We start from the raw sequence: 12,020 nt of genomic DNA on the forward strand, positions 1-12,020 counted from the left end.
ATCGGACTATTTGGTTGAACGTTCATTGCAAGATGATCGTGAGGTTTTGCTTATTGATGCTGGTTAACTCTATGGTTCAGAACGGGTTACGGGTGGGGAGAGTGCCAGCCGCAGGGGCTGGCATGTGGGCTATGCGGAAGGCTTATTTCGCCGGGCACTGCGCCGGGTCGAAGACCGTTTTCCAGTCCTGTTTCATGTCGACCACCGTCCAGCCTTTTGCTTTGGCTTCCGGCAGGGCGTCCACCAGCTTGCCGCTGGCGGGCGGATGGCTGTCGTAGGCGTACTCGCGTGCCGCATCGGTGTGATGTACCAGCAGGCCGAAGGCTTTGTAATCCGGATTGGCAGCGGCGTATTGCAGCATCTGCAGGTCGCCATCGCTGTTACCGAAGGCGGCGACCGGGCGATGCCCCATAAACAGATGGATCGCCACCGGCTTGTTGGCCTTATCGTCATTAAAGGCACCCTGCATGGTCTTGCGGATTTGCGTGCCGTCAGCGCTCAGGGAAAATTCGCCCAGCGCAAATGAACCGACCACCTGCTCAGGCGGGATCCCGTACATCTTCTGCGACATGACGCGCATAAAGTCGATGCCACCGCCGGAAATAATCCAGGTTTTAAAGCCGTTCTCGCGCAGATAATCAAGCAGCTGGCGCATTGGTTGATAGCCCATCCGATCGTAGCGGCAGCCAAAACGCTTATCTTTATGCGTCTCCAGCCAGCTGGCGACCCGGCTTTCGAATTCGTCGGTGGTGATCCCGCTGTGGGTTAGCGCCAGCAGCTTCATCAGCCCTTTATCGCCGGCTTTCACTACGGTTTTGAGATCGTTGGTCAGCACGGCGTTGATCAGCGGGTCCTTTTTCCACTCCGGGTGCTCGGGAGCCTGACGGACAATTTCATCGAGGATGAACTGGATCTGGAAGGTCAGCGGCGCCTCTGGCCACAGCGTGCCGTCGTTATCAAATACCACGTAGCGTTTGTCTGCCGGGATAAAATCGGGGCTACCCTGTTGCGTGGCATGCTGCACCCATTGCTCTATCGACTGTTTTGCCGCGGTGTCATTCCAGGCGGAAAGAGGGTCGGCATGGGCGGCGGTCGCGCATCCCAGCAGCAAGGCACAGGCCAGTAGGTTTTTTTTCATTGTTTTCTCCTGTTCATAGGGGATAATTCAGGGAGCGACACCGGGGACCAGAAACGCTGCCAGCGGTGCAGCAACCAGACCAGGCTTTGGCGCAGCGGTCGACGGGCAAACCAGCCTGCGGCGGCTAGCACTATCAGTGCGAGCACAATCAGGGCTATCTGCCATTTTTCGCCGTCGCGACGTCCTTCGAGGGCCGACTCTTTCCCGGCGGCACGCGCGCTATCGACTTTAAGAGTCTGGCCCGGCAGGGTCGCCAGCTGCCACTGCTGCCGATCGGTATCCCACCAGCGCAGCTTCACTGGCGGTAACGTCAGGGTGCCGGCATCGGTCGGCAGATAGCGCAGCCGTTCGACGCGTATCGCGCCGTTAATTCCGCCCCGTCCGTCTTTGTCAAAGCGGTTCTCCGGCGCCAGCCGCTGGCTACCGTCTCCGGGGATGGCGTACAGGATCTGCGGGATCTGCGCCGGGAGTACGTCTTCGGCCTGGATCGTCACCACACGTTCGACGGCATCGCCGGCCCGCAGGGTTTTATCGTTCCCCGCATGGAACTGGGTGATGCTCTGGCTGAGGGTCAGATGACGCGCGGGCAAAAAGCGGTCAGGCTGTTCAACGCCCGGCGGCCAGGCCACAGGTTGCTCCAGCGCATCGAGATGGACGGTCACCGGCGGCTGACCGGCAGAAGTGAGCGTCAGATCCACCGCGGGCAGCCGCAGCGTACTCTGATCCCACGTCATCACCTGGCGTTCAAGGCGAATGCCGCTCCAGCTGATGCCGTCTTTCTGGCGGGTAAGCAGCTGATTGGGGAGCGGAGTATTGAGCAGCACGCCATTCTGCACAGCAAAATCTGGCCATTGCGGCGGGGGATTGAACCAGCTGTCGGTCCAGAAGGTCACGGCGACGGTGATGGGCTGGCCGGGAACGACATGGCTGGGGGCGACAATTTCACGGCTGATATCCATCATCGCCCGGGCGGGTGATATCGCCAGCAGCAGTGCCGGGAGCAGCAGGGCTGACAAGTATCTCATGGTGTCGTCTCCTGTGCGCCGTTGCGGTACAGACTTTCCAGCAGGCCGGAAGGGGAGACCTGAAGATTCTCGAACCACTGATTGAGCTGTGGCGCTGCGCTGTCGACGGCGCCGATATCTTTCTGCTTCACGCCTTCGCCTTTTTTCAGGTCTTTCACCACTTTATCTGGCCCATCGTCCATATCATCGCCTTGCTCCTGCTCTCTCTCGCGCTCTTTCTGGCGCAGTTGCATAACGATCTGCGCGATTTTTTCGCGGTTTTCGTACGCCATCTTCCAGTCCGGCCGCAGGCTCAGCGCCTGGTCGTAGGTATCCAGCGCCGCCTGCCACTGCTTCTGCTGCGCCAGCGCGTTGCCGGTCCACAGCAGCGTCTCGGGAGTTTGCGGCGCGCGGCGAAATGCACCTGTCGCGGCAGGGTAATTTCCGGCCTGATACCAGGCTATTCCCTGCCACAGCGGGTCACGGAAATGTTCCGCCGCTTTTTGGTACTCGCCTTGTTCGTAGGCATGCTGCCCCTGAACATCCGGGCTGACCCAGGCGTCGAGCCATGCGGCTTCTCCTTGCGGGGACCAGAACAGCATCGGCAGGGTTAACAGCACGCAGATAAGATGGCGTCGCCAGAAAAACAGCAGCACCAGCATTGGTATCGCCAGCCACCAGCCGCTGTTTTTCCAGTGTAGGTCGTGGCGGGTATTATTTTGCTGGGTTATCGATTGCTGGATATGGCTCTGCACCACCTGCAAATCACTGTCATCGCTGCTGACCAGGGTCACCGGAATACCGGCATCGCGAAGATCGCTGAAACGCGCGACGTTCAGGCGGGTATCGATGCCGCGGCTGGCGTAGCGCTCCGGCAGTGGGCCGCCAGCGGCGGTGCCGGGCACCCAGATTTGCAGCGGCGCGTGGCTTTTTTTCAGCCATTCGGCGTCGGCGGCGGAGAGCGTATCGGCGACCAGAATCAGGCTACGCGGTGAGGCCGGCATATTTTTTTGCGCCAGGGCGACGGCCTGCTGCAACCCTGAGCCTTGTCCTTCGGGCATCAGCGAGGGTTCCTGCGCATGTAAAAACAGCGAGAAAAACGGTGGGTCCTGGGTCAGGGGCGTGGTGACAAACGCCTGATTGCTGTAGACCACCATGCCGTAGCGTGCGCCGGGCGAGTTCTCCATCAGCTGGCTGATTTTGCTCTGCATCCGCGCGTTGCGGCTGGGGGCCAGGTCCTGGGCATACATCGCCAGGTCCTGCTGCAGGATCACCATCACGTTGCTTTCCGGGGTCAGCGCCGCCGGATATTCACGCTGCCAGGTGGGACCGGCCAGCGCGATAATGCCCAATGCAAACAGCCATGGCAGCACCTGCGTCAGGCGTTTCTGGCGCCCGACGATCAGCGCCTGGGCGAAGGGTTTTTCCATGATCCGCTGCCAGGCGCTGGTTTGCCCCCAGGGGATAAACCACAGCCCGACCGCGAGGATCAGCCCAAGGAGCCGCCAGGGATAGATAAAATGAAAGTCGCTCATCGGCGTTTCTCCGCAATCAGTCGGCCCACTGCCAGCCCCAGCAGAATCAACATCGCCAGCCCCATCGGCCAGGCAAACAGCGGCAGATGCCAGGACCAGCCGATGCTTTTCACCTGCACCGGCGTGATGGCGTCAATTTCCGACCAGACGCTGTCGAGGGCGGCGCCGGAGTTCGCGGCGGTCCAGGATTTTCCGCCGGTGGTGCTGGCGATGGTTTGCAGCAGCGGCAGATCGACTTTGTCGTCACCCTCGCTTTGCAGGTCGCCAAAGGCGATCGTGTGCACCTGCACATGATGCGCCGCTGCCAGCTGGGCGGCGAGGGCGGGGGAGAGCTGCGAGGCGGTGTCGTTGCCATCGGTCAGCAGGATAGCCAGCTTGCTGGCCTCTTTATTCTGGCTTTGATCGAGCATCTTAACCGCTACGCCCAGCGCGTCGCCGATGGCGGTCTGCTGACCAATCATGCCCGGTGCCAGCTGGTTGATACGCATATTCAGCGCCTGTTTGTCTTCACTCACCGGCGCAAACGGCCAGGCGGAGCTGGCGAAAATCACCATCCCGATTCGGTCGGACTGACGCGCGGCGACAAACTTGCGCACCGATGCCTGAACCGCCTGCAAACGGGTTATTCCGCCCGCCACGTCGTTCTTTTCCATCGAGCCGGAGACGTCGAGGATCAGTACCATATCGCGCATCGGTTTTTGAATATGCTGCGGCGGAGCAAGGTATTCCGGGCGCGCCAGCGCACAGACCAGCAGTGCCCACGTCAGCCAGAACAACGCGCCGCGCAGCCAGCCTTCGCGTACCGGCTGGCTGTCGAGCTTCAGATCATTGATAAGCTCTGGCAGGAACGGAACGCGCACGTGGGATTTTTGCGGCTTTTCCTGTGGCATCAGGTAGCGGCTAAGCAGCGGCAGCAATAACAGCAGCCATGCCCAGGGCCAGGCAAAATCGATCCGTGATAGTAATTCAGACATCGGGTAACTCCTTCAGCCAGCGGGTCAGCTGCTGGCGTAATCGCGACGCCTGTTCGCTCTCGAGACGGTTATCGCGCTGGCAGTACTTCAGGCACAGAGTCTGTTGCAGATCCGCCTCGAGCGGCAGCTGATCCAGCAGTGATTCCGGGGTCAGGCTGTGGCTCACCACCTTACGCGGCTGATGTACCAACTGGATCTGTTTGATCAACGCCATCCAGCCGTCAACGGAGTGGGGGAGAGCAAACGCGGCGAGCGCTTCACGCCGCCAGCGGTTACGACGCCAGCGCGCGAGGCGAAAAAAGAGGTAAATGGCCAGCGCCGCCAGCAGCAGTGCGCCCAGTACCAGCCAGCCCGGCGGCAGTGGAAACCAGGAGACCGACGGGGGCAGCGCCGGATGTAACAGCGCGGGCACGGTAAAACCTTTCTCGAGCATCTAGATACCCTTTTGTAACTGCTTTATCAGGTCCTGCGTCACCACCAGATGATTCACCTTGATGCCCAGACGCGTCAGGCGGCTTTGCTGACGGGCCAGGCGGGCGGTGATGCTCTGTTCAATGTCTGCTTTCATGCCAGGGGAGAGCGTAAAGGCCGCCTCATTTCCCTGATAGCTCGCGGCCAGCGAGCCAGATGCGGGCAGATGCAGGTGCAGATCGTCGAGGATCACAAAGGCGCTGACTTCGCAGCGGCGGCGCAGTCCCGCCAGCAGCGCATCGCAGTTTTTATTCAGATCGTGAAAATCGCTCAGTACCGCCACCCACGCGCCGTTGGGGATCACCGTGCTGGCGCGCTGCAGGGCATCAGCGAGGGACACCGTCGCCACAGGCTCGGTGGGATACTGCGCCGGCAGAAGCTGGTTGTAATGCAGGAGATCGTCGAGGATTGCGTTCAGCGTGGTGCGCGGCGAGCGGCATTTCTGTAACGCCATCGCGGTATCGTTGAAGGTCAGGCTACCGATGCGATCGCCATCATGAAAGCTGCGCCAGGCGAGCAGCGCCGCGGTTTTGGTGGCAACGACGGATTTGGTCTGCCCGCGGGTGGCGAAATACATGTCGAGCCGCTGATCGACCAGCAAAAAGACCGGGCGCTCACGCTCTTCGTTGTACAGGCGTATCCACGGGGAACGCAGACGGGCCGTGGCCTGCCAGTCAATCAGCCGCACGTCGTCGCCCGGCTGATAGCGTCGCAGGCTGTCGAAATTAAGCCCGCGCCCCTGCTGTTTTGAGGTGCGCTCGCCCGCCAGCGCGCCGGGCGGGATCTGCCCCGGCGGGTTGGCGATCAGCCGTGCGTCGTTGATCAGCGCGAGCAGGGTCTGCCGATCGACGCGGAGAGGCGTGTTCATCACGCCACCACTGCATCAAGCAGCATCGTCACCACGTCGTCGGCGCTGCGATTATCGGCGTTCGCCTGATAGCTCAGCATCAGACGATGGCGGATCACCGCCGGGGCGATCCGGCGGATATCCTCCGGCTGTACCGCATCGCGGCCTTCCAGCCACGCCTGCGCACGGCCACAACGCTCCAGCGCCAGGCTCCCGCGCGGGCTGACGCCAATATTGATGTAGCTGGCCAGGGTTTCGCTGATGTTTTGCGGATGGCGGGTGGCGTCAATCAGATTGACGATATACTCCTCCACGGTGGGAGCCACGTACACGGCGGAAATCTCCTGCCAGCTGGTGGCAATTTCCTGCTGCGACAGGATCAGGGTCTCTTCAGCGCTGACGCTGTCCTGGTGAGTCAGGGCCTGATATTTGGCCTGCTGTTCAGCACGCACCAGCTGCATCACCTGTTGCTCCTGGGCTTTGGAAGGATAGCCGACCAGAATTTTCATCAGGAAGCGGTCAAGCTGGGCTTCCGGTAGAGGCCAGGTACCTTCCTGATCCACCGGGTTTTGTGTCGCGAGCACCATGAAAACGCCTGGAAGATCCCAGCTTTTGCCGGCAACGGTGACGTGACGCTCTTCCATGGCCTCCAGCAGTGCTGACTGGACGCGGGCGGAGGCGCGGTTAATCTCATCGGCGAGGATGATGTTGCCAAACACCGGGCCGGGGCGGAAGCGGAACTGGTCTTCTTCGCGGGTGGCATTTTGCTGGTAGATCTCACTGCCGGTGATGTCCGACGGCAGCAGGTCCGGGGTAAACTGAATGCGGCGAAATTCCCCTTCCACGTGGCGCGCCAGCTCACGTACCGCTCGAGTTTTCGCAAGGCCGGGCAGTCCTTCCAACAGGACGTGACCGTCGCAGAGCAGGGCGACCAGCAGCATGCGTACCAGCTCTTCCTGGCCCAGTACCTGAGTGTTCATGCGCTGTTCAAGCTGAAGCAGTTTCTCTCTGCTGTTCATTTTTTCACTCCCGTAAAATCACGTTTCAACAGCGTGGCGATGCCAACCAGAATCGGTTCTGCGTAGTTAAAGAAGGCTTTGATCCCCGGGCAGAGATAGTTCAGACCCAGCTCGCCGTCGGGGGTGCGTACCAGGCGGTTTTTCGGACATTCTCCCCAGCACAGCTTGAGATAAGGGCACTCTTTGCAGTATTTCGGCAGGGTGTCTTTTTTCCCCATACCAAAGGCCTGCTGACGCTCAGAAAACGCCAGGTGTGCCAGCTTGCTGTTCTCGATATTGCCAATCTGGTATTCCGGGTAGACGTAGTGGTCGCAGGAGAAGATGTCGCCATTTTTCTCAATCGCCAGCCCCTTGCCGCAGAACTCGGAGGCGGTGCAGATTTGCGCCGGCATCCCCATGGTCTGGGCGACGGCTGTCTCGAACAGATTGACCTGTACGCGACCTAAATCGTTGTTAACCCACTCTTCAAAGGTGGCAATCAGGAATTTACCCCAGTCTTCCGGGTCGACGGACCAGTCGGTGACGATGGAGTCAAGATCCCCCGGACGCGCGCGGCGGCTGCCGGTTACCGGGATCGAGTTATCCTGCCAGAATTGCGGCGCGGTGCTTTTAAAATCCACGCCTTCAACACAAGGGTTGTACTGGATGTAGGTGGCACCCAGTTCGCGGGTCATAAAGCGGTAGACTTCCAGCGGGAAGCGGGCGTTGGTGCGGTTGACGGTCACCAGGGCGTTAAACGGTACGCCGTGGCGTTTGAGAGCCGCTACACCTTCCATCACTTTATCGAAGGTGGGCTTGCCGCTGCGGGTGATGCGATAGCGGTCATGCAGTTCTCGTGGGCCATCAATCGAGATACCCACCAGAAACTTATGTTCTTTAAGAAATTCTGCCCATTTGTCGTTGAGCAATACGCCGTTGGTCTGCAGATCGTTTTCGATGCGCTGATTCGGCTTCTTATATTGCTGCTGGAATTTCACGACTTTCTGGAAAAATTCGAGTCCCATCAGGGTCGGTTCGCCGCCCTGCCAGGAGAAGACCACCTGCTCGCCATCCTGGCCGTCGATGTACTGACGAATAAACTGTTCGAGCACCTCGTCGCTCATCCCGGTGTGGCGGTCCTGATGGAGTAATTGCTCTTTTGACAGGTAGAAACAGTAGGTACAGTCGAGGTTACAGGTGGAGCCGGATGGCTTGGCCATCACGTGGAAGCGGCGTGTATATTCTGGCCCTTTGCCGTCATATTTTTCAGCAGACGGTAGTGCTTTGGCGGGCAATGTGGTGCTGTACTTCATAGCAAACCCCTAGGCTAACTGGCTGACAAAGCGCACATTAATTATATTTTTTGTAGTGCAGAGCGGATTGCAGATGCAACCCGCTCTGTTGTTGAGGTCAGCGCCTCATGTTAACGACATATTATTTGTTGACGCTAGAACCTTGCTCCAGCATGGCGGAGGCATCAGAAACGGTGAATGAACCCGGTTTCTGACGCGGTGGGAACTCTTTGAAGGTCGCCAGCATTTTCTTCGCTTCAGCAGACGCACCGCCCATCAGGAACATGCGATCGTAGAACCAGGACTGGTAGCCCATCGCTTTGTCGGCTTTCTCGAGTGGATCAACATCCAGATCGAAAATCAACGGCGCACGCAGTTTGGTGAACGGATAACGCCACAGATCCAGACCTTCATGCTCCTGGATCATGAAGTGGATTTTCCAGCGACCCATACGCATCGCCAGCAGATCGCCGTCATCACTCCAGTAGAAGAATTCGTTACGCTGGTCTTTGCCTTTACCCATCAGGTAATCGAGCTGGTTGTAACCATCCAGGTGAACCTTGTAGGTGATGGATGGCGTTTTGTAGCCTTTCAGCAGTTCCTGCTTGATGTTCGGCTCGCCCGCGGCGGCAACCAGCGTTGGGAACCAGTCATTGGAACCGAAAATGCCGTTAATCACGGTGCCCGGCTGGATATGGCCCGGCCAGCGAACCATAGCAGGTACGCGGAAGCCGCCTTCCCAGCCGGTGTTCTTCTCACCGCGGAACGGGGTTTCACCGGCATCTGGCCAGGTCGCCGTCATTGGGCCGTTATCGGTGGTGTAGAGCACGATGGTGTTGTCTTCGATGCCCAAATCTTTAATTTTCTGCAGCACTTCGCCGACCATCTTATCGTGCTCAACCATGCCGTCGGCGTAGGTGCCGAGGCCGGTCACACCGATGCTGGCATCTTTCAGGTGGGTTTTGTTGTGCATGCGGGTGGTGTTGAACCAGGTAAAGAACGGTTTACCCGCTTTCACCTGACGTTCCATAAAGTCGTTGTTGGCCGCCAGCGTCTCTTCGTCGACGGTGCCCATACGCTTAATAGTCAGTGGACCGGTATCTTCAATTTTGCCGTCCGCGGTGCTCTTAATCACGCCGCGTGGACCAAACTGTTTACGGAAGGCCGGATCTTTCGGGTAATCCGGGTTCTCTGGCTCTTCTTCCGCATTCAGGTGATACAGGTTGCCGAGGAACTCATCAAAACCGTGGGCGGTTGGCAGGAATTCATCGCGGTCGCCGAGGTGGTTTTTACCAAACTGACCGGTGGCATAACCCAGTTGCTTCAGGATGTTAGCAATAGTCGGGTCTTCTTTCTGCAGGCCCTGCGGCGCACCAGGCATACCGACTTTACTCATCCCGGTACGGAACGGCATCTGGCCGGTAATGAAGGAAGAACGGCCAGCAGTAGAACTCTGCTCAGCATAGTAAGAGGTGAATTTTGCACCTTCAGAGGCCAGCTTATCGATGTTCGGGGTTTGATACCCCATTGTGCCGCCGTTGTAGGTACTGATGTTCCAGTAACCGATGTCATCGCCAAAAATCACGACGATGTTGGGCTTGGCGTTATCTTGCTTTTGGGGGGCGGTTGCCGGCGCTGCATAGGCAGACGTGACGGCACCTGAAGCCAGCGTGAGCATGCTGGCCAGCATCGTGCGTTTAAACGGGACATTTTTTGGCATTAGCAAGGTTCCTTCGACGGTAAAACAGATGACGTATAGAAAACGGCTTGTAGTACTTGATGTTACAAATGTAAGAGTTTAGTTACATTACATATAGACTATCAATGCGTTACTAACCACTTGTTCGATCATGAATTTTTTACAGTGTGATGCGAATTCGGAATTTCGTTGTTGGCGATGCAATTTACAGAATGGTGCAACTGCAATCACAACATGAAAGTGTGAAGCGGACTCTAATGCGAAAGTATGATTTTAACCAGACCACAGTCCGTTTACGGATTAAATCAATCGACCAGCTTCGGTTGAGTGCTTCCGGCGTTGCCAGCGGAGCCGGGTTGCGCACCGGCAGGCGTTGTTTACCCTTACGACGAATCTGCGCCATGTATGTCTATGAATACCTTATGGAATCAGCATTAAAAGAGTCTAACCGAATAACTTCGGATGATATTATACAAACCGCAAAACGTGCATCAGATTCTGATTTTAATTTCATTGAAAATAATATTGACAGCAGGTGCTGTTATTTTATTAGCCTGTCGCCAGAGCAAAGGAAAAAAAGTTAATCAGTATCATTCGTTCTTTTGATTCTTTATGGGGTAAGTATGCCCGTGAAAAACAGGACATAAAGATGCTGAGCGAAATGAATAATACATCATGGGCCTGGCCGGACGATATCAACTGGTGAGCAACAATCGTCCGGTCAGTGAATGCCATCAGCGGACTCGTTTACCAAAAATGTCCTCTGAACGTGACTGAAGCTGTTTGAGGGCTTCGAGCATGTCATCATTATCCAGTGAGCGCTGGGATTTCTTTCCTTCCTCCTTCGGCCGTCGCCGGGAAGGGCCGTCACCAGCGGGAATTGACTGAGAACGCGTGTTTTCCCGCTTGCTCTGCACCAGATTGATAAACTCCAGGGTTCGGCCAAGACGTTTGTTATCGACAATCGCGTCCTGATCGATTTCTGACAGCCGGTCGTAAGTAGAGTAGGGAAGTACCGTACCTACTTATTGGCCGAGGAAATATTCATGACCCATTCAATAGCATTATGTGTTCTGACCCAAGGTTTGATATTATGGTTTACATAATCAATTGCTTCATCTATTTCACCTAACGTTATATACCTACTGTTAGACTTGGGTTGCAAACGGCGCTTTGATAACAAACCGGGGATGTGTCTATTAGAATCAATCGCAGTTTTAGCGATATCATCAGCATCCGGGGATGACTGTCTGTAGGCGAGGAGGGCGCGTGTATACTGAAGATACGGGCGCACATCTTCTGAATAGTCATCCAGTAGTAAGGTCAGCTCGTCCACCATTTCCAGTTCGAGATAATAGCCAGTTAATAAATGACGAATCCCCTGATTATCATTCGGGTTGAGCTTAAGCATTTCGCGGCAGTGAGCCATAGCTGGGAAGAAATTACCTGACTCCCATAAGGCATCAGCCAAAGCTGCTTTTGCTCTCATATATGGACGCGTTTCGACAAATCCCCAGAAATTGCCCTCGAATTCCTGAAAATCTTCGCCAAGTGCGATACTGGCCGCGTACAAAGCCGTATCCAGATTACCGATTTTTGACTCGGGAGGCTCTTCAGAAATTTCGCAGTAGAATGAGTATGCGTCAGCACAGAGCGGGGATTTCTTGATAGCTTTCCTGATGAGTTTCAGCACAATTTCCAGGTCATCAGTTTCCCAGGCATCGAACATAAACTCTTGAGCCGCAGCCAGATCCAGCTGTAATTGCTCGGAACTGACGGCATTTTTATACAAATCAACGCGCTTTTTAGTCGGGAATTTAATCATCTCAAGTATCCTTTTGGGTGCTCACCGTTACCCTGTACTTTGCAGAACTGATTATCGATTCTACCTTGCCAGGTCATAGAGCACACATCCGAATTGGGTAACGGTGGTATCGGTAAGTGTCAAGGTAGTTGGCACCCTTGGTTAATTTAAGCCGCCTGTTTTTCCCGTTCCGGATTCAACGTTACCGGGCCTTCCGGTTGCCAGTTTCTTGTCTTCCCTGACCAGCGCTCAGGATGT

At 56.6% G+C, this 12,020-nt stretch carries 10 protein-coding genes and 2 pseudogenes; 1 reads left to right on the forward strand and 11 read right to left on the reverse strand.

The window, feature by feature from the left end; genetic code table 11:
* Nucleotides 1-142: 142 nt before the first annotated feature.
* From GVK32_RS10610 to GVK32_RS10650, 9 genes are all read right to left on the reverse strand, one after another.
* On the reverse strand, nucleotides 143-1,138 hold the full coding sequence (locus tag GVK32_RS10610) for an HAD family phosphatase (protein WP_159869214.1): 996 nt from the start codon (nucleotides 1,136-1,138) through the stop codon (nucleotides 143-145).
* Entirely contained in the window at nucleotides 1,135-2,163 is a 1,029-nt protein-coding gene (locus tag GVK32_RS10615; RefSeq protein WP_159869217.1) for a BatD family protein, read from the reverse strand. The genes GVK32_RS10610 and GVK32_RS10615 overlap by 4 nt, the downstream gene beginning before the upstream one ends.
* Nucleotides 2,160-3,677, reverse strand: a complete 1,518-nt coding sequence (locus GVK32_RS10620) for a tetratricopeptide repeat protein (protein ID WP_159869220.1) — start codon at nucleotides 3,675-3,677, stop codon at nucleotides 2,160-2,162. The genes GVK32_RS10615 and GVK32_RS10620 overlap by 4 nt, the downstream gene beginning before the upstream one ends.
* Nucleotides 3,674-4,651, reverse strand: a complete 978-nt coding sequence (locus GVK32_RS10625) for a VWA domain-containing protein (RefSeq protein ID WP_159869223.1) — start codon at nucleotides 4,649-4,651, stop codon at nucleotides 3,674-3,676. The genes GVK32_RS10620 and GVK32_RS10625 overlap by 4 nt, the downstream gene beginning before the upstream one ends.
* A complete protein-coding gene (locus GVK32_RS10630) occupies nucleotides 4,644-5,084 on the reverse strand; it encodes a DUF4381 family protein (RefSeq protein WP_159869226.1) in 441 nt (146 codons plus the stop codon). Before GVK32_RS10630 ends, GVK32_RS10625 begins: the two co-directional genes overlap by 8 nt.
* On the reverse strand, nucleotides 5,085-5,990 hold the full coding sequence (locus GVK32_RS10635) for a DUF58 domain-containing protein (protein ID WP_159869229.1): 906 nt from the start codon (nucleotides 5,988-5,990) through the stop codon (nucleotides 5,085-5,087).
* Nucleotides 5,990-6,988 (reverse strand): MoxR family ATPase, encoded by a 999-nt coding sequence (locus GVK32_RS10640; RefSeq protein WP_159869232.1) that lies wholly within the window; start codon nucleotides 6,986-6,988, stop codon nucleotides 5,990-5,992. The genes GVK32_RS10635 and GVK32_RS10640 overlap by 1 nt, the downstream gene beginning before the upstream one ends.
* Complete coding sequence (locus GVK32_RS10645) at nucleotides 6,985-8,280, reverse strand: anaerobic sulfatase maturase (protein WP_159869235.1); 1,296 nt, start codon at nucleotides 8,278-8,280, stop codon at nucleotides 6,985-6,987. The genes GVK32_RS10640 and GVK32_RS10645 overlap by 4 nt, the downstream gene beginning before the upstream one ends.
* A 121-nt stretch (nucleotides 8,281-8,401) precedes the next feature.
* Nucleotides 8,402-9,979 (reverse strand): arylsulfatase, encoded by a 1,578-nt coding sequence (locus tag GVK32_RS10650; RefSeq protein WP_159869238.1) that lies wholly within the window; start codon nucleotides 9,977-9,979, stop codon nucleotides 8,402-8,404.
* A gap of 380 nt (nucleotides 9,980-10,359) precedes the next feature.
* Between GVK32_RS10650 and GVK32_RS29515 the strand changes: the two are divergent.
* A pseudogene (locus GVK32_RS29515) lies at nucleotides 10,360-10,664 on the forward strand (hypothetical protein); the annotation flags it as partial.
* Between the two features lie 28 nt (nucleotides 10,665-10,692).
* Here the strand turns inward: GVK32_RS29515 and GVK32_RS10665 are convergent.
* Both GVK32_RS10665 and GVK32_RS10670 read right to left on the reverse strand, forming a co-directional pair.
* A pseudogene (locus tag GVK32_RS10665) lies at nucleotides 10,693-10,980 on the reverse strand (ISNCY family transposase); the annotation flags it as partial.
* On the reverse strand, nucleotides 10,980-11,783 hold the full coding sequence (locus tag GVK32_RS10670; RefSeq protein WP_159869244.1) for a hypothetical protein: 804 nt from the start codon (nucleotides 11,781-11,783) through the stop codon (nucleotides 10,980-10,982). The gene GVK32_RS10670 and the pseudogene GVK32_RS10665, both read right to left, overlap by 1 nt.
* Between the last annotated feature and the right edge of the window lie 237 nt (nucleotides 11,784-12,020).

Source organism: Klebsiella sp. 18074 (assembly GCF_902705905.1).
In the GTDB taxonomy this organism is placed as follows: Bacteria; Pseudomonadota; Gammaproteobacteria; order Enterobacterales; family Enterobacteriaceae; genus Klebsiella; species Klebsiella terrigena.